Origin of the sequence: Vibrio ponticus (assembly GCF_009938225.1) — a bacterium.
In the GTDB taxonomy this organism is placed as follows: domain Bacteria; phylum Pseudomonadota; class Gammaproteobacteria; order Enterobacterales; family Vibrionaceae; genus Vibrio; species Vibrio ponticus.
Window position 1 is genome coordinate 115,348 of record NZ_AP019658.1, and the last position, 18,364, is coordinate 133,711.

Sequence of the window (18,364 nt, forward strand, 5' to 3'; positions counted from 1 at the left end):
GGGTATGGTCGCGAGTGAATAGCGCGATGTCGGAGAAAGTTAGGTTGTTTTCTATCAGTCAAAAGCAAACTTGGAATAGCGTTCTGCTAGGTTTTGCTGCGAGTTTTTTATTTATTTCGGCGAGTTCTAAAGCGGAAAAAATAGATGAAGTGTTTCATCAAGATCGAGTGGGTTTAAAAGCGAGCCAGCAAGCACAAAAAAAAGTAGAAGCGCTTGATGATCAAACGTTAGCTATCGTAGAGCAGTATCGACAAGTGCTCAGAGAACAGCAGTTAGCCGATAAGTACAACCAATTGCTAAATAAACAAATAGACCAACTTGAAGCTGCGCTCGCTGAAATTGAAGCGAAACAAACCCAATTAAGAGCGACGCGAATGATGCTAGGACCCCTGTTGGAGGAAATGGTTGAGTCATTAGCGCTGTTAGTACAAGCCGATGCACCGTTTTTATTACCAGAGCGACAAGCGAGAGTAGCGAATTTGAAGCGCTTGTTAGTTGATGCCAGTTTGAGTGAGGGAGAGAAAGTTCTTTCCGTACTGGATGCTTACCAAGTTGAACTGAGTTACGGCTATACCACGGAAAGTTGGCAGGGAAGAGTGGATGGTGCATTGGTTAACTTTGTACGCGTTGGTCGCTTGGGGTTCTACTACTTTACTCCTGATGAAAAGCAAGCCGCAGTGTGGCAGCAAGGTTGGCAACCTCTTTCTGTAGATTGGATTGAAGCGTTAAAACAAGCGGCAGAGGTGGCTAGCGGACAGCAATTACCTTCACTTCTTACTCTCCCAGCTATCAATATCGAGAACAAGTAATGAAATCAGTATGGCTAATGTTAGCGCTAGCACTGAGCTGGCAAACTAGTGTCTCGGCATCAGAGTTGGACAAGGTATTACAACAAGTAAAACAAGGCTCATTGGTGGAAAAACGCCAAGCAGAGCAGAGAGTGAATCAAGTTGTTGGTGAATTTAACCAAGCAAAAGCCGCGCTCACTGCCGCGCGAAAAAATCTGGCTGAGAGCAATGCGGTTAACATCGAATTAGAAGATCGCATTTTGCAGCTGCAAGCGAGCTTGAAGCAGAGAAGAGAGCAATATCAAGCGCAACGTGAGTCAATGAACAGCGTGTTTACTCATGTGGTCGAGCATGGCGATATGATGTTGCAGCGAGTGACGCCGCATGGTCTTTGGCAGTTTGATCAGTCTGACTTCGTCTCTGCGGATGAAGACGCGGTCGATATTGCCCAGATCAAACGTCTTTGGATGGCACTGCTAGAACAGACGATTCTTTCCGGTAAAGCGATCAGCAGTGAGCAGTCTATTGTGTTAGCCAACGGTAAGCCTCGCGATGCAAAGGTGACTCAATTTGGTCCTTTCAATGCTTATGCCGAGCTAGAACAGCCATTGTGGTTGCATTATTTGCCAGGTGAACAAGCGTGGATGGTGATGGACCCGCAACCTTCGATTTTAGTCACTGAGCAGCAGGCAACGATTGACCCTAGCTTTGGTGCACTACTTGATAAACAAGCCCATGCCCCGAGTTGGTTAGAGCGCATGGCACCGGCTGGTGTGGTGGGTGTGCTGATCGTGCTGATTGGTGTGTTAGGTGCAGGTATTGCGTTGGTGCGTAGCCTCGCTTTGCGCAAAGCCAAACGTCAGATGTATGTACAGATGAGTGCTGAGAAGGTCAGTGATGACAATGCCCTCGGACGGGTGATGTTAGCCAGTGAAAAATGCCAAAACGCACAGCTTGAAGCGGTGATCGACGAAGCGGTATTGAAAGAAGTACCAAGCTTTAAGACAGGTGTCGGTAGTTTGGCTGTATTTGCAAGTATTCCTCCACTTTTAGGTCTTCTTGGTACAGTTGGCGGCATGATCGAGACATTTCGGATTATTACTGAGCATGGCAGTGCGGACAGTCAGCTGTTATCAGGCGGTATCTCTCAAGCATTGCTAACCACTGAAATGGGCTTGATTGTCGCAGTACCGTTGTTGTTGTTGCATTGCGGACTAAAGGCACAAAGCACTCAATTAATCGAGTTACTGGAGCAACAGAGTGTTGGCTTGGTTGTGTTACGCCAGCAGGCGAATGCCAAGAGGTCTTAAATGCTCAATTTTATTCAGACAGCGGGCCCTTTAGTTTGGGGGATCATCGCGCTTTCCACCTTGATGTGGTGGTTGATTGCTCGCGCCTACCACAATCAATCGCGCTGCCGAATGAGCTTTGAATCTTCTTTAGTTATGCAGCGAGAAATACAAAGTGAACTGGCTACTAATGACTATCAGCATGTGTGCCGTACTTGGTTAAGCCAAGCGGAACAGCAGCTTAATCAAGGTCTGGCTTGGGTATCGGTTTTGGTGAAAGTACTTCCGCTATTGGGGTTGCTAGGGACGGTCGACGGTATGATCGATAGCTTCCAGCAGCTTGATCAACTGGATATTCAACGCCAACTTTCTGGTGGGATTTCCCAAGCTTTATTAACCACATTATCGGGCTTAGTGACATCACTGTCGGGCTTGTATTTTGTGCATAACCTTAATCAGCGTAAGCGCCGTTACTTAGCCGAGTTTCGCAGTCAACTTGAGGTTAAACATCTAGAGGTCACACATGCGTTTCCGTCATAGTGAAGATTCTGCCGAGCAGGCAAATGTGGATATGACGCCATTGATTGATGTGGTGTTTATCTTGCTGATTTTCTTTATTTTATCTGCCTCATTTCAGCAGCAGAATCAAATTCGAGTCGAGCGTCCCAATAGCCAAGTCACCGATTCTATCTCCAGTGTGTCGTTGACTGTCGCTGTCGACGAACAAGGACAAATTTGGCTTGATAATCAAGCGGTGGAAGTGGCAATGCTCACCAGTCGAGTGCAGCAGAAAGCTGCCCAAGCGAGCAATGTCTCGGTTGTAATTGACGTTGATAAATCGGTCGATAGTGGGCGCTTAATTCAAGTGATTGATAAGGTACGTATTGCAGGGGTAAATAATGTTGCTGTTGCTACAGAGTCCTAGTCTAAAGCGCTGTTGGTACCATCAACCACTGCTATTTGCACTATTGATTAATATCGCGCTGGTCGGGTTGATGTATTGGCTGACGATGGGGAATCAAAATATGAGTCGCACTAAGTCGGTGAGTTTGTCTACCGTGTTTCAAGCGCGTCAGACCGAGAGCGTTGAGCCGGAGCTGGAACCGTTATTTGAGGTTAGCCAAGCCCCACAAAGCGCTTCGATGCCACCGCCACCAATGGCATTGAATGTCACCAGTTTGGAGTTTGATTCATCGGTAACGATTCCCAACATTAAGGTGCCACTTGAAACCAGTAAGCCCAATTTACAAATGGTGAGCTTGACGTTTAGTCCGCAAGGCAATGGGCTCGGTAGCGTGATGACGAGTGCGATGGCACAGGCAAAGCCAGTCTTTCAAATTCCACCACAGTATCCGGCGAAAGCGAAACAAAATGGCATTGAAGGGTATGTCACCCTCGACTTACTGGTTGATGTAAGTGGTCGAGCACAAGAGATTAAAGTGGTTGAAGAAACTCCAGCAGGCGTGTTTGCCCGCTCAGCGAAACGTGCGGTCATTCGTTGGCGTTTTGCCGCTCCCGAAGAAAGCCAATGGCAAAGGATCACTATCCGCTATGAATTGGAAAAATAGTTTCATCCTATTGTGCCTGTTCTCGTCTCTTTCATGGGCAAGTGGCGAGGCAAGACACTATCAAACCTATCAACGTTTACAGATGCAGCTACAAAAAGATCCGGTTGCAACCCTTGCGGCGATTGAGTTGTTTACTAAGCAAGTTGCCTCAGCAGACGATCAGTCGAAGCAGATGGCAGCTTATTTGCATTTGCAAGCGTGTATTGCGCTGAATCGTTATAGTTGCGCGGCAAACGCCGTAGAGATTTTGCTGGCGTTAAATCAAGATGAAGCGCGTAAACCTGAGTTACTCAAGTTATCTGCTCAGCTGCATTATCAAACACAGAGCTACAACACGGTAATCAACCATGTGCAACAGTGGTTGAACTTAAGTCAGTCGCAGCAAGTCTCGCCATCGGCAAAAGATTGGGCGGAAATGTACTCTTTGCAGGCTTATGGGCAGTTTTATTTGCAAGCTTATCAACCTGCTATTGTTGCGATAGAGCGTGCGATTAAGTATCAAAAAACAGAACAAAGAGAGCTGTTCGCTTTGGGTTTATATCAGCAGCAAAAAGATTGGCGCAATGTGAATCGCGTATTGAAGTCCCTAGTTTCTGCACACGCCCATAAACCAGAATATTGGGAAAAATACGCTTACTCATTTCTTAAGCTTGATCAGCAAAAGCAAGCGCTGCACACATTAGGCAGTGCTTACAAAGCGGGTAACTTACCGCAGCGTAGCATTATTTTATATGCACAAATGTTGTTGCGTTTTAATGCTCCTGATCGAGCGGCAAATGTGTTGGAAGCACATCCTAATCTAGCGAGCCATGCTATCTATAATTCGTTACTGACGCAAAGCTATCTACTGGCGCGGGATAAAGATAACGCGGCGAAATGGTTGGCGAAATCGACACACAAAGATGCCGACATTACCCGTGGTTTGCTCGCCTACCAACAGGGGCAGTGGCAGCAGGTTGTGACGTTATTCTCTTCGCTTGATGTGGCTAAAAAGCGTAATCACTATTGGTTATTGTTAGCGGCGATTAGTGAGTTCGAATTGCAACGCTGGCAACAAGCTCGAGTCGCGTTTGAACGCTTGGCAGGCACGCACTATGCTGAGCTGGCGACTCAGTGGTTGAGTCAGATTGATTATCTAACCAGTGAATAAGTTCTTAGCAAACGTGGAATGAGATAGAAAAGGGTTAGCCGCAGCTAACCCTATTTGAAGACCTTATCGAAGCGTGTATCAGCCTTTCAGTGATGCACCTTGCGTCTTGATCACTTCTTGGTACCAGTAGAAGCTTTTCTTACGCAGACGAGTGAGATCGCCATTGCCTTCATTGTCGCGGTCAACGTAGATAAAGCCGTAGCGTTTGCTCATTTCAGCGGTTGAGTTTGCCACCAGGTCGATAGGTCCCCAGGTGGTGTAACCCATCAGCTCAACGCCATCTTCAATCGCTTCGCGTGCTTGAACAAGGTGATCGTTTAAGTAAGAGATGCGGTAATCATCGATGATTTCGCCCTCAGCCGTAATTTCGTCGCGCGCGCCTAAACCGTTTTCAACAATAAAGAGTGGCTTTTGGTAACGATCGTAAAGGAAGTTAAGCAGAATGCGCAGACCTTTCGGGTCAATCAACCAGCCCCATTGGCTCTTCTCAAGGTATGGGTTTGGTACGCCAGCCACGATGTTACCGACTTCTTTTTCTTGCTCTTTTGCGCTAGCACAGCCTGATGCGTAGTAGCTGAAAGAGATGAAATCGACACTCGCTGCGGCTAATGCTTCTAGATCGCCATCTTCCATCTCAATTGTGATGCCGTTATCACGGAAGTAGCGCAGCATGTAACCTGGGTAGCGACCACGGGTTTGTACATCACCAAAGAATAACCATTGGTTATTTTCGTGCATGGTGGCGATGACATCATCTGGGTTACAGGTGTGTGGGTAAGCGATAGCACCTAGTAACATGTTGCCGATTTTGGCGTCAGGAATGATTTCATGGCAGAGCTGAACTGTTTGCGCACTTGCTACGAGTTGGTGGTGAATCGCTTGGAAGATCTCTTGTTCTGACGCTTCTTCTTGTAAACCAACACCAGTGAAAGGCGCGTGCAGTGACATGTTGATTTCGTTAAACGTCAGCCACAGTTTTACGCTGTCTTTGTAACGTTCAAACACGGTACGCGCATAACGAGTGAAGAACTCAATCAGTTTACGGTTGCCCCAGCCATTGTAGTTCTCGACTAACGCATAAGGCATCTCGTAGTGTGACAGCGTCACGAATGGTGTGATGTTGTGTGCTGCTAATTCCGCAAAAATCTTGTCGTAGTACTCTAGACCTGCCTGGTTTGGCTCTAGCTCGTCACCATTCGGATAGATACGTGTCCACGCGATTGAAAGGCGCAGACAGGTAAAGCCCATCTCTTTAAATAGCGCGATGTCTTCTGGGTAGCGATTGTAGAAATCGATGGCGAGATCTTTGATGCCCGGTGTGCGTTCTTCACGAGTTTGATGCGGGCTTAAGATGCCGTTAGGCAGCATGTCAGAAGTCGATAGACCTTTGCCATCCAGTGTGTGAGACCCTTCTACTTGGTTAGCAGCAATAGCGCCGCCCCATAAAAAATCATTTGGAAATGTTGTATTTGTCATTGGGAATTCCCGATTGTTCGCAAGCGAATAAATTAGCTACGTCTTAGTTCGATACATTGAGCATAGCTGTTTGCTTTCAAGCCGTAGATAATTTGAACATGGTGTTGGTCGATACGAACCACACCAATGGCTCCCGCTTGCTTAAGCGCTTTTTCATCTAACAATGAAAGCTCTTTAAGTTCGAGTCTCAATCGAGTAGCACATGCTCCACAATCCAAAATGTTATGGAGTCCCCCCAATGCGCTAATGATGGTATCAACCTCTTGATCAAGGTCAGGGTTAACACGCGTGAGTAAAGCAAAAAAACGGCGCAGAAAAGTAAGCACGTTTCTATCTCTCATTATCTATACAGCTGAAAGTTGATTATGCGGATTCTCTAGCTTAGAGGTAGAGGGAATGTGTCAGAAAGTGAACTAGGATGAGAATTTCGCGACTGGTTGGTTAACTTATCAGCATCGTCTGAGCTCAGTAAAGACGAGGCTCGACGACGAAATATGCAACTGAGAATGGATTGGATCGGTTAATGATGTCGATAAAATGTTTGAGTCGAAGTCGGCAGTTTGCAACTAACTATCTGTAATACAATGACGATATCGTTTGCTTGAAACGTCTCAAGATAACTTGAGCATGACTAAGTGGCACTAAGCCGTAATAAGGATAGATATGTTAAAAACGAAACTAGCGCTATTGATTGGTTGTTTGTCTTTTGGCGTTAATGCCGCCAGTTTTGAAGCGGTGACTTTAGGTAGTAAAGGTGGCATACAAGACGGCAACTTGACCGCATTTATGCTCAAAAGTGAGCAAGATGACAACTATGTACTGCTTGATGCTGGTTCAGTGGTTAACGGTTTGATTGTGTCTGAGCAAAAAGGCGCGTTTGATGATGTGAAAGTGCCGCAAGAGTCTAACTTAACCAAAGTTGGCTACCTGTTAAAAGAGAAAGTGAAAGGCTACTTGATCAGCCACGCTCACCTTGACCACGTCGCGGGCATGATTATCAGTTCTCCAGATGACAGCAATAAACCAATCTATGGTTTGTCTGCCACCAATGAAGCGTTGATGAATAACTACTTTAACTGGTCAGCATGGCCAAACTTCGGTAACGAAGGTAATGGTTTCAAGCTAAGTAAATACACCTACACAGATTTGCCGCAATACCAATGGCAGCCAGTAAAAGGCACCAGCATGCAAGTGATAGCGATGCCATTGGCGCACTCTGGTGGTCAATCTACGGCATTTGCGCTGAAAGATAGCGACGGCGACCTATTTGTTTACTTTGGTGATACGGGACCTGACGCGGTCGAGAAAAGCGATGCGTTGAGCAAAGTGTGGCAAACGCTAGCGCCGTTTGTGAAAGAGGGGCAGCTAAAAGGTATTGTGATTGAAGTCTCCTTTACCAATAAAACGCCAGATAAAATGCTGTTTGGTCATCTAACACCAAATTGGTTGTTAAAAGAACTGACGGCACTTGAGACACTTGCAGGCAAAGGTAGCCTAGAAGATCTAGATGTGGTGATTAGCCATATCAAATACAGCTTGAAGAAAGGCGAGGACCCACAAGTGGTCATTCAACGTGAATTGGAACAGGGCAATGAGCTTGGTGTGAACTTCCACTTCCCAGCCCAAGGTGATGCGTTAAGTTTTTAACCTTATCGACTTCGTTTGATCTTCATTAGCCTCGCGATTTTGCGGGGCTTTTTATTGTCACGCTCGTTACTTCGTGAATATGTTCAATTAACGGTTGGGATTAGGTACCACGGACAAGTATGTGAGTATTTAGTACTTTTTTGTATGAATTGGTTTGGCACATCGATTTGATGTATTGATAAAACTTTAACTAAATAGTGAGATCTCGGTACTGATCGCGGCGCTTTTTTGTGAAGGTGTGGACGTTGTTAAAAATTTGCGCTGGTTAGAATGCCCTTGATTTACACGAACAAGGGAAAGGATTATGTCTGGTTTTGGTCAGCATTTAGAAGTTGATGGCGCTGAGATCTACTACCAAGTTTCAGGCAATCCTGATGGCCAACCACTAGTAATGTTACATGGTGGTTTAGGCAGTAGTGAAGATCTTGATGGGCTAATGAAGTTTATACCGGAACTCTTTAAAGTGATTCGGATTGATTTGCGAGGTCATGGACGCTCGACATTGGGCGAACAACCACTGACTTACACTCGTTATCAACAAGACGTTGAAGCGGTGTTAGATACACTACGAGTGGATAAATTCCACCTGTTTGGCTTCAGTGATGGCGGCACAGTCGGCTATCGACTCGCGGCTTGCGCTAAGCGTCGAGTATTGAGCTTAGCGACGTTAGGTGCTCAATGGCGCCTTGAGCCGGACGACCCATCAATTGAAATGTATCAAGGATTCAATGCGGACTTTTGGCAGCAAGAATTTGCTGAGGAAGTGGCGCGCTATGAAGAAATCAACCCGCAGCCAGAGTTCATTAAGCTTGTCGCTCAAGTGAAAAAGCTCTGGTTGGATACTTTTGATAGCGGTTACCCAGATGAAATGGTCGAGCAGATAGAGTGCTCAACGTTGATCATGCGCGGTGACAAAGACTTCCTGTTTTCATTACCAGAAGCGGAAGAGTTGTGTGATCGCATTGAAGAATCAGAATTTTTTAATGTGCCTTTCACTGAACATGAAGCACACAAAGAGTATCCAGAGGTGGTAGGTGAGGTACTAAGACGCTTCTTGCAGATTAACCATTAAGCCAATCACGATATATTACTTGTAAAACAAAACCTCGCTAAAGCGAGGTTTTGTTATTTGGGGTCATCGGTTTTCTGTAAATCCGATGGCGGATTTTAGACCCGATAGCGATCGATCTCTTCTCGCAGAGTCTCGGCAAGTTTTGCTAGTTCTAGAGTCGCTTCGGTACTTTGCTCAGCACCATCGGCAGTTTGATTTGCCAGCTCGCTAATAGATGAAATATTGGTATTGATATCCTCAGTGACTAAGCTTTGTTCCTCTGCCGCAGTCGCAATTTGGGTATTCATTGCGGTAATTTGATCGACGCTCGCTTTAATTTGCTCCAGCGAGTGACCCGCTTCTTGTGCTTTCTCGACGGTTACTGAAGCGTTATCTGCGCCTTTTTCTAGTCTTTGTGTGGAATCTCGACTGCCTTGTTGCAAGCGTTGGATAGTCTCCATGATCTCTTTGGTCGATTCTTGGGTTCGGCTGGCGAGAGTTCGCACCTCATCAGCAACCACAGCGAAGCCTCGTCCTTGCTCACCGGCACGGGCAGCCTCGATTGCAGCATTTAATGCCAAAAGGTTAGTCTGTTCGGAGATATCTTGAATGACATCAACAACCTTCCCAATTTCTTCAGAGTGCTGGGCGAGTACATGCATAGCATTAACTGACTCGTGCAGATCGGTTGAGAGGTTTTCAATCATCTGAATGCTCTCTTCGACCACCACTTTGCCGCTTGCCGCTGCTAGATCTGCTTGCTCGGATGCTTCAGCCGCAGAGTTTGCACTTTGGGCAACCTCATGGACAGTGGCGGTAAACTGGTTGATTGCCGCTGCAACTTGAGTGGTTTGCTCTTGCTGACTGATGATGTTTTGCTTCGCCTGACTCGCAACGACGGAATTTTCTTCGGAGGCACGGGCAAGTTGACTGATGGAATCGCGGTTGGTTTTTACCACATGTTGAAAGTCAGCCACTATTTGATTGACCGATTCTGCGATATGGGCAAATTCATCGTTACCCTTTAGGTTAATTCGCTGAGTAAGATCCCCTTGTGCAATTTGACTTGAGCTGGTTTCAAGCAATTCAACAGCATGGTTAACACGACGAACAATGATGACCGCCACACTCGTAATGACGAGTAACGCGAAAGCGGCGATGGCACTAAAGACGATAATGAAATCTTGGGTGTTTTGCTCAGCTAACTCGAAGTTCTGCAGCCCTTCTTGGCGTTGGATATTGAGAAACTCTTCGGTGAACTGATAGGTCTTACTGAATAACGGGTTAATTTTGGTCAGTAGGATTAGATTCGCACGGTCGAAATTTTGTTTTTCTAGTTCAGCGATCGCAGGGGTAAAGCCTTGATCGGTGATCGCATCCAAGGTTTGGGCGAGTTGTTGAACCACATTTTGTTCTTGTTGAGTGAGTGGTGAGGTTAATAGTTCATCGTCGACAATGCGGTGTAAGTTGCTCAGGGAATCTTGAATTTGCTCGATATGAAATTGGGTTGGGTGATCATGCATTTTGGCAAACTTTGAGCTTGGGTCATGCTGGAACGCAAGCAATAGAGCACTTCGAGCACTGCCTAACTCATCAAGTATGCGTCCGGTGCGTTCAGTGTGTTGCATGCCTTGTTTATATAGATCTTCAATATAAGCCGCACTGGTTTGCATTCCAGATATACCTTTATATCCGAGTACTGCAAAGCCAATCGCCATCAGAAGTACGCAGATCTTCAAGCGAATGCTTACGCTTTCCAGTTTAGAGAGCAAGCCAGAAGATTGAGCGGGTGGATTATTGTTGTTCATATACACCTCATTTATTAATTATCTTTCTCCAATATAAATGAGAGGCGACAAAAACTCCTGATGTAAGTTTGATGTAAATCATTGATTAAATCGAATTGTATTTGTTTGTTTTTAAAGTGTTAATCAATTCTCGGTTTTGAGAAAATTGGCTGGTAATTTGACCAATTAATTAAATAACCGCATAAACATGATATTTTATGGAATGGCGTTTTATTTAATTGTTGGGTTAATTTTCTACGCTTCTGCACGATTTTGAAAGAATATTCCTACTTGCTTGGAGGGTGTTTGATTAAAAAATTGCACTAAAATCATATGGTTAATGTTGTGTTGCTCGAATGCTGTCAACTAAAAAATGAATTTGGCATTGATTTCGTGACAGAGAATCACATTGCGGAGAAAAAGTCTTGTTTTGACCGAAAAACCAATAACTAACGACTAATTTTGCTCTCTACAATAAGTTACAAAGCTGTGATGACCACAGCGATTTTTGTGGAAGTAGAAAATGTTAAAACGTAATGCACTTCAATTAGCAATATCGATGGGTATCGCAGCACTATCTGGCGTCGCACACGCCAATAGTTCTAATATGGTTAACCCGGATGCGGGCGTGGTGGTTGGTTACTGGCACAACTGGTGTGATGGCGCAGGTTACCAGCGTGGTAATGCACCTTGTGTGACTTTGGAAGAAGTAAACCCAATGTACAACATCATCAACGTTTCATTCATGAAAGTGTTTGATGTTGCGGAAGGGCGTATTCCAACGTTTCGTTTAGATCCAGCAATCGGTTTGTCAGAGCAAGAGTTTGTTAACCAAATTGGTGAGTTGAACAAGCAAGGTCGTTCAGTACTGATTGCTCTTGGCGGTGCTGACGCGCATATCGAATTAAAAACGGGTGACGAGCAGGCATTTGCTGAAGAGATCATTCGTGTGACTGAGCGTTACGGCTTCGATGGTCTAGATATCGACCTAGAGCAAGCGGCGGTAACAGCAGCGGATAACCAAACTGTGATTCCAGCGGCTCTTCGCATTGTAAAAGACCACTATCGTGAGCAAGGTAAAAACTTCCTGATCACAATGGCACCAGAGTTTCCGTACCTTAAAAAAGGCGACAAGTACGTTCCATATATTGAGAACCTAGAAGGTTACTACGATTGGATTAACCCACAGTTCTATAACCAAGGCGGCGACGGTCTTTGGGTTGATGAAGAGAACGCATGGATCACGCAGAACAGCGATGCAATGAAAGAGAAGTTTATCTACTACATCTCTGATTCATTAGCGAATGGTACGCGTGGTTTCCACCAAATTCCGCATGATAAATTGGTATTTGGTATCCCGACCAACATTGACGCAGCGGCGACAGGTTTCGTTAAGAACCCACAACACCTATACAGTGCTTTTGAGCGTCTAAACGCTCAAGGTCAACCGTTACGCGGTGTAATGACTTGGTCAGTTAACTGGGATATGGGCACGAACGCGGCGGGTCAAGCTTACAATGAACAGTTTATTAAAGACTATGGTTCATTTATTCATGGTCAAACGCCACCGCCACCATCAGAAGGCGAGCCAGTATTTAAAGGTTTGACTGACGTTCGCGTGTTACATGGTGCAAGCTTTAATGAGCTCGCCGGCATTTCTGCTTCAGATAAAGAAGATGGTGATCTGACTGGTTCAATCGTTGTTGAAGGTGTTGTTGATACCAATCGAATCGGTACTTATGTACTGACATACCGTGTGCAAGACAGTGATGGTAACGAAACCGTCAAAGCGCGCAGTGTCGATGTCTACAGCCAAAAGCCAGTATTCGCCGGGGTAGCAGATACTACGGTACTTGTTGGCGCTGAATTTGACCGTCTTGCAGGTGTTAAAGCGACCGACGCAGAAGATGGCGATCTGACCGCTGAAGTTCGTGTTGTGGGTGAGGTTGATACTGCGATTACTGGTAACTACACACTGCAATACTCAGTGACTGATAGCGCGAATCAAACCGTGCGTGTTGAGCGCAATGTGACTGTTACTGATGGCAGCAGTTGTGCTAATGCATGGGACGCGGCTGCAACATACGTGCAAGGTGACCAAGTATCACACGAAGGTGCAACTTGGGAAGCTGGCTGGTGGACTCGTGGTGAAGAACCAGGCACAACGGGTGAATGGGGCGTTTGGAAGAAAGTGTCTGATAGCTCTTGTGGTGGAGAAACGCCAGATCCTGAATTGGGCGCTGAGCTTAAAGTTTCTGGTCTAGCTGCGGAATACGTTGCTGACAATGGTGAAGTGCGCCTTGCGTTAGATCTTAAAGCAAACAAACCACTAGATGTGACGGTGATGATTGCTAATAGCACAGGCATGGTCGTTAATCAGGCGAAAGTCAATCTGGTTGATAGCAAAGCGATCACCATTGATATCTTTGAGGCGAAAGAAGGTCGCTACACATTAGATGTTGTTGGTACAGCAGAAGATGGTGAAATGGTGGTGTTTACATCATCATTTATGGTTAAAGAGCAGGGAACAGTAACGCCGCCTCCAGGTGACTACCCTCCATTCCAAGCAGGTACTGACTACCAAGCGGGGGATGTCGTACTGGGCGCTGACAATGGTCTGTATGAATGTAAGCCTTGGCCATACACAGCTTGGTGTTCAAGCGCGTCTTACGCACCGGCAGACAGCTTGTACTGGCAAGATGCTTGGATTAAGAAAAACTAAAGTTTCGTTATACTAATAAAAAGCACCACGCCAGTGGTGCTTTTCTTGTTCTTAGCAGTGCTAAATTTATTCTTCGGTGTATTGCTCGAGAAGCGCCTCAAAGCGTTTGTTTCCGTGCAGTGATTCAAAGTCTTTTTCATGGGCAATCAGATCGCGAGTCGATGGGCTATTGTCAATCGCACGTTCTAAATCATCAATCGCTTGCTCCTCAACCCCCAATCTCGCGAAGGCACAGGCGCGTTGATAAAGTGCCGGGCCATTGCTTTCATCCAGATCAAGTACTCGATTACAAATGCTTAATGCCCAGTTGTACTCGCTCGCTTCCATAGCGGCATCGGCTTTGTAGGTTAGGGCTTCTAAATCGCCTGGGCGAATATGTAAAATCTCATCGTAAACTGCGATTTTTTGCTCGGGAGTTTGTACGCTTTGCGCGCGTAGCCAGAGGTTGTGTACCTCGTTAATAATCTCAATTTCTTTGTTGTTTTCGCTGATGATGCGAGTTTTGCGTTTTAAATCTCGCTCTAACGCAACGAATTTTTTCTCATATTCTTGCGCTATCGCTTCAAGGCGTTTGTCTGCCATTTGGCGCGTGTTTACTTTCAACTCTCGTAGAGATTGCCATCCAACAAACGCAATCAAAGAGGCTACGCCTGCGATGATATAAAAGAAGTAGGTAACAGTAACATTGGCATAATTGAGAGACTTGTCGGCGACAGCCAGTTCACGATCAGTGATATCAATGACCAGTCTGCGTTCAAGGTCTTGTTGTGACTCACGGAGTGACTTTAGTTCGTCCAAGATATATCGCTCCATCAGTGGGCGATCAAGTAGGTCTGATTCTGAGTATTTTTCTTCGGCAAAACTAGAGAAACTAGTAGCTGTAAGGAGGATCAACAAAAGTGAAAAGATAGAGCGCATTTGGCTTCCTTACTGTAAAAAAGTTGTAGATTTTTATCGTTCTTTTTCACAGTAGCAGATAGGCGTATGGTAACGCAAAGCGTTCGCCGATCTTTTATCAACAATTTACCTGCGGTCAAAGCGTTAGTGAAGGTAACGTGCAGCAAATTCATCAGCCGCGATAGGGCGGCTAAACAGGAAACCTTGTAAGAAACCGTAATTATACCGATGCATCAATTGCTTTTGTCCTTCATCTTCTATGCCCTCTGCCACGACTTGTAAGTCAAGCTTGTCACAGATAACCGACGTTGCTTGAATGATTGCCAAGCCGCTTTCATCATCAGATTGAACAAAGCTCTTGTCGAGCTTGACCATATCAATTGGTAACTGTTGCAATACGGAAAGTGAAGAATAACCCGTGCCAAAATCATCAAGGTAAATTTTTACGCCAAGTTCCGATAGTTCGCTTAACCACTGTTTTACTTCTTCCATGTTATACACCATGCAAGATTCAGTGAGTTCGATCGCCACCTGTTTAGGGTTTACTTGGTAGTGCTCTAATAGATCGGCAAGATACTGGCTAAATCCGCTATGAAGTTGAATGCGCGAAACATTGATACTAATTACTAGTTCTCGCTTATACGCTGATTGCCATTGGTGTAACTGAGCTAACGCATTTTCTACCACCCAATCGCCTAGAGAAACGATTTGCCCTGAATCTTCGGCTATCGGGATAAATTCAGCGGGAGAAATATGACCAAGTTTAGGATCATGCCAGCGTAATAATGCCTCCGCACCATGCAAAGACCCTGTATTGCTACAAAAAATCGGTTGGTAGTGGATAGAGAATTGATCATTGGCAATCGCAGTAGAGAGATGCTGACGAATTAACGATCGACGAACCATTGCTTGTGCGAGTTGAGGGGTGAAGATTTGATAGCGATTTTTACCTTGTTCTTTGGCTTTATGCATCGCATAGGTTGCATACTGGATCGCCGTCTCTACGGCGGTATCATCTTTGGCATCAAACGTCGCACAACCAATACTAGCGTTGACAGATACGTTGTGAGAGCCATTGAGTTTAAATGATTGGCTCAGCTGTTGATTGATCTCGAGCAGTCGCTCTGGTAGGCGTTCTTGAATGGGAAGTAGGGCAACAAATTCATCCCCTCCGAAGCGTGCGATAGCAAAGGCATCGGATAGATGTTGCTGCAACCGCTTGGTAACTGCCACAAGTAACGAGTCGCCAACGGCATGACCATAGGTATCATTGATCATCTTAAAGCCATCTAGGTCGATAAAGACAAGATGAAATGAGTTATGAGTTTTCGCCCAAGAATCCCCTTGAAGTAACAGACCACGGCGATTATACAATCCAGTGAGATAGTCGTGGTTGGCTTCAAATTGTGCGGTTAATACTTGTTCTTTTTGTTTGGTTGTATCGGTGAGTTCGAGCAGCAGTTGTTGCTTTTGTTTGAGCCAATGGGCTGTGACTTGAAAGCAGAATAGCTGCTGATCAATATTAATATTGATCTCTTTATTCAGCTCTCGTGATTGTCTCACCTCAGACAGCCATTTTTCGGCACGTTGCTCACTTCCCGTTAATGTTGATAGATGTTTGATAGGGAAAGGAGAGAATTGAGTGAAGGCATCATTGGCACTAATTAAATGACCGTGATGGTCAAAAAGTAACGATAGATTAGAGCCTTTAGCAAAGGCTAGGTCACTACGTAATTGCGCTTCTTCGGATAGCGCGTGGACCAACATGGCAAGTTGACCATCCTCGGTTTCAATGCCGGAAAAATCACACAACAAGCATTTGTTATTTTGGTTTGGTGAAATGTGCCACCACGAACGGATCGTGTCGCCGGACTCAAATTTAGCTCGGTAGGTTTCGAGTGTCGCTTGAACTGCTTGCGACATGCCTGATTTTAAGTCACGCAGAGAAAGTTCTTGATTGTCTTTAGCCTCCCACAGTTCCAGTGCTGCGGAGTTAGCCCACAAGATGCTTTGTTGCTCAAAGCTATACACCCAAATAGGTGTTTGTACTTGCCCTAAATCTTTGAAACGATCCATCTATCATTCTCTAACAGGTTGATATCTAACCGGATGCGTATGCTATTTAGTAGAGTGAGAAGCTTCAACATTAATTATCGGCAAATGTTGAATAGTCTCACCAATGAGAAACATTTCTTTTTTATGCAAAACGTACCATCTAAATCTATCCGCCTTAAATAGACAAAAGCCCCCTGAATGAACAGGAGGCTAAATGAGATCTAGTTGACTATTTAGTCGTTAAAGTACTTGCAGAATCTCTTCCATTGCTAGACGAGCTTTTGGTTTGCCGTGGTTATAGTCTTCACCATCTTTGTGGTAACCCATCGCTAGGGCAACTTCACATACATAACCATCCAATTCTTCTTTGAACAGTTCACCGATAAGCTCTGGGTCAACGCCTTCCATTGTGGTTGAGTCAATACCTAGACGCGCGAGAACGTGCAGTGTGTTACCTAGTGCTAGGTATGTTTGCGCGCGAGTCCAGTTACCGTTGAAGCCATTTTCGTCAGTATTTGCTTCAGCAAATGTGTAAGCACCATCAAGCATGTTGTTGTACATGTCTGCTGGTAGGTGACCTGAAGTCACTTCCGCGTCGACTACTTTTTTGTAGTTGTCTTTGGTGTAGTTTGGGTTATAAGCAAACAAAATAACGTGTGATGCTTCTTTAGCATGCGGTTGGTTAAATTGGTGCTTATTCGCGAAGGTGTCATGAAAGCGTTGTTTTGCTGCGTCACTTTCAATCACAATAAATTTCCAAGGCTGTGAGTTGATAGATGATGCAGATAGACGAATTGCTTGGTAAATCACATCGAGATCCGCTTGTGAGATACGCTTTTCAGCATCGTAGCGTTTTGCAGTATAACGTGATTGTAAGTCAGCAATAATTGGATGTGTCATAGTCGTACCTTTTGAATTCTATATTGGCGCTTGCCGTGTCTACGAGGTGCATTCTAGGGGGAACGACAGGAGAGAAAAACTATCTCGCAATTGAAACATTATCAAAAAAATATTGATAATGATGATTTAATAGGGCTCTGCTGATGACAGAGAGCGAAACTCAGTTCTAGCTTCTAAACTGGTTTAGAGATAAGTAAACATAGTAGGAGAGAGCGATGGCTGAGAGTGATAAAGAGAAAGTCAGACAGTTATTAATTGCTACGCGTTTCGGTGTCTCTGCCTCCGAGATGCCGATCATTATCAACGTGGAACAACAAATTGGCTTACAAGTTATCGAACAACTCAAAGCGGAAGGTGAAGATGTTCAATCACTAGGCGAAGGCTCTAATCCACCGGAACTGGTGCTTTACTCGATAGGAGAGATAGAGCCTTAGAGACTATTTTATTTTGGCTTTGCTAATCGCTTTTGAAACTTATTAGTCATTGGTTTTTTTCTATCATATTGATATTGTGATTAATCTTTCATCTCGAACACAAAAACAAGGAAGTCATCATGTTCAAAATGCGATCTGCTACGGAAGCCGATGTCGCGACCATTTACCGATTTATTCATGAGCTCGCGGATTACGAGCGAGCCTCTCATCATGTTAAAGCCACCGAAGACGATATACGTACAAGCTTGTTTTCTGATGATGCCACAGCTATGGGGTTGATCTGTGAACATCACGGAGAAGCAGTTGGTTTTGCGGTCTACTTCTTCAACTATTCCACTTGGATGGGCAAGTATGGACTGTACTTGGAAGACTTGTACGTGACACCAGACCATCGCGGCTCTGGTGCTGGGCGATTAATCATGAAAACGCTGGCAAAGATGGCGTTAGAGAACAACTGTGCACGTTTTGAATGGGCAGTGCTAGATTGGAATCAACCAGCGATTGATTTTTACCACTCTATAGGCGCACAAGAGCAGAGTGAATGGCGCACATATCGTTTAGATGGTGACCGCTTGACTTGCTTTGCCGAGCAAGATTAGT

17 protein-coding genes are annotated in these 18,364 nt (G+C 45.1%); 11 read left to right on the top strand and 6 right to left on the bottom strand.

From position 1 onward, the window contains the following. Positions 1–26: 26 nt before the first annotated feature. From GZN30_RS15095 to GZN30_RS15120, 6 genes are read left to right on the top strand one after another with little or no spacing between them, the layout of a single operon-like run. A complete protein-coding gene (locus GZN30_RS15095; RefSeq protein ID WP_075648282.1) occupies positions 27–809 on the top strand; it encodes a DUF3450 domain-containing protein in 783 nt (260 codons plus the stop codon). Further along, positions 809–2,098 (top strand): MotA/TolQ/ExbB proton channel family protein, encoded by a 1,290-nt coding sequence (locus GZN30_RS15100; RefSeq protein ID WP_075648280.1) that lies wholly within the window; start codon positions 809–811, stop codon positions 2,096–2,098. The genes GZN30_RS15095 and GZN30_RS15100 overlap by 1 nt, the downstream gene beginning before the upstream one ends. Beyond that, positions 2,099–2,617: a MotA/TolQ/ExbB proton channel family protein gene (locus GZN30_RS15105; protein WP_075648278.1), complete on the top strand. Its 519-nt coding sequence runs from the start codon at positions 2,099–2,101 to the stop codon at positions 2,615–2,617. Further along, on the top strand, positions 2,601–3,002 hold the full coding sequence (locus GZN30_RS15110; protein ID WP_075648276.1) for an ExbD/TolR family protein: 402 nt from the start codon (positions 2,601–2,603) through the stop codon (positions 3,000–3,002). The genes GZN30_RS15105 and GZN30_RS15110 overlap by 17 nt, the downstream gene beginning before the upstream one ends. Next, the gene (locus GZN30_RS15115) at positions 2,977–3,645 is read left to right on the top strand and encodes an energy transducer TonB (RefSeq protein ID WP_075648274.1); all 669 of its coding nucleotides are present in this window, start codon (positions 2,977–2,979) and stop codon (positions 3,643–3,645) included. The genes GZN30_RS15110 and GZN30_RS15115 overlap by 26 nt, the downstream gene beginning before the upstream one ends. Next, entirely contained in the window at positions 3,629–4,795 is a 1,167-nt protein-coding gene (locus GZN30_RS15120; protein ID WP_075648272.1) for a tetratricopeptide repeat protein, read from the top strand. The genes GZN30_RS15115 and GZN30_RS15120 overlap by 17 nt, the downstream gene beginning before the upstream one ends. Positions 4,796–4,873: 78 nt before the next feature. On the opposite strand, the gene GZN30_RS15125 is transcribed toward GZN30_RS15120, so the two are convergent. Both GZN30_RS15125 and GZN30_RS15130 read right to left on the bottom strand, forming a co-directional pair. After that, positions 4,874–6,271, bottom strand: a complete 1,398-nt coding sequence (locus GZN30_RS15125) for a glycoside hydrolase family 1 protein (protein WP_075648270.1) — start codon at positions 6,269–6,271, stop codon at positions 4,874–4,876. A gap of 32 nt (positions 6,272–6,303) precedes the next feature. Next, positions 6,304–6,597 carry a glucose PTS transporter subunit EIIB gene (locus tag GZN30_RS15130; RefSeq protein WP_114764849.1) on the bottom strand — a complete coding sequence of 98 codons (294 nt, stop codon included), beginning with the start codon at positions 6,595–6,597 and terminating at the stop codon, positions 6,304–6,306. 337 nt (positions 6,598–6,934) lie between these two features. Between GZN30_RS15130 and GZN30_RS15135 the strand changes: the two genes are divergently transcribed. Then, the gene (locus GZN30_RS15135) at positions 6,935–7,918 is read left to right on the top strand and encodes a 3',5'-cyclic-nucleotide phosphodiesterase (RefSeq protein ID WP_075648266.1); all 984 of its coding nucleotides are present in this window, start codon (positions 6,935–6,937) and stop codon (positions 7,916–7,918) included. Between the two features lie 304 nt (positions 7,919–8,222). Beyond that, positions 8,223–8,990: an alpha/beta fold hydrolase gene (locus tag GZN30_RS15140; RefSeq protein ID WP_075648264.1), complete on the top strand. Its 768-nt coding sequence runs from the start codon at positions 8,223–8,225 to the stop codon at positions 8,988–8,990. Between the two features lie 95 nt (positions 8,991–9,085). Here the strand turns inward: GZN30_RS15140 and GZN30_RS15145 are convergent, their stop codons facing one another. Beyond that, the gene (locus tag GZN30_RS15145; RefSeq protein ID WP_075648262.1) at positions 9,086–10,777 is read right to left on the bottom strand and encodes a methyl-accepting chemotaxis protein; all 1,692 of its coding nucleotides are present in this window, start codon (positions 10,775–10,777) and stop codon (positions 9,086–9,088) included. A 502-nt stretch (positions 10,778–11,279) separates the two neighbouring features. Between GZN30_RS15145 and GZN30_RS15150 the strand changes: the two genes are divergently transcribed. Beyond that, on the top strand, positions 11,280–13,478 hold the full coding sequence (locus tag GZN30_RS15150; RefSeq protein ID WP_075648261.1) for an immunoglobulin-like domain-containing protein: 2,199 nt from the start codon (positions 11,280–11,282) through the stop codon (positions 13,476–13,478). A 66-nt stretch (positions 13,479–13,544) separates the two neighbouring features. Here the strand turns inward: GZN30_RS15150 and GZN30_RS15155 are convergent, their stop codons facing one another. From GZN30_RS15155 to GZN30_RS15165, 3 genes are all read right to left on the bottom strand, one after another. Beyond that, a complete protein-coding gene (locus GZN30_RS15155; protein WP_075648259.1) occupies positions 13,545–14,396 on the bottom strand; it encodes a tetratricopeptide repeat protein in 852 nt (283 codons plus the stop codon). A gap of 123 nt (positions 14,397–14,519) precedes the next feature. After that, entirely contained in the window at positions 14,520–16,451 is a 1,932-nt protein-coding gene (locus tag GZN30_RS15160) for a putative bifunctional diguanylate cyclase/phosphodiesterase (protein ID WP_161987081.1), read from the bottom strand. Positions 16,452–16,670: 219 nt separating this feature from the next. Further along, complete coding sequence (locus GZN30_RS15165; RefSeq protein ID WP_075648255.1) at positions 16,671–17,330, bottom strand: NAD(P)H-dependent oxidoreductase; 660 nt, start codon at positions 17,328–17,330, stop codon at positions 16,671–16,673. A 215-nt stretch (positions 17,331–17,545) separates the two neighbouring features. Between GZN30_RS15165 and GZN30_RS15170 the strand changes: the two genes are divergently transcribed. Together GZN30_RS15170 and GZN30_RS15175 are read left to right on the top strand one after the other, a co-directional pair. Then, the gene (locus GZN30_RS15170) at positions 17,546–17,764 is read left to right on the top strand and encodes a hypothetical protein (RefSeq protein ID WP_075648253.1); all 219 of its coding nucleotides are present in this window, start codon (positions 17,546–17,548) and stop codon (positions 17,762–17,764) included. A gap of 119 nt (positions 17,765–17,883) precedes the next feature. Continuing rightward, positions 17,884–18,363: a GNAT family N-acetyltransferase gene (locus GZN30_RS15175; RefSeq protein WP_075648251.1), complete on the top strand. Its 480-nt coding sequence runs from the start codon at positions 17,884–17,886 to the stop codon at positions 18,361–18,363. Position 18,364: the final 1 nt, after the last annotated feature.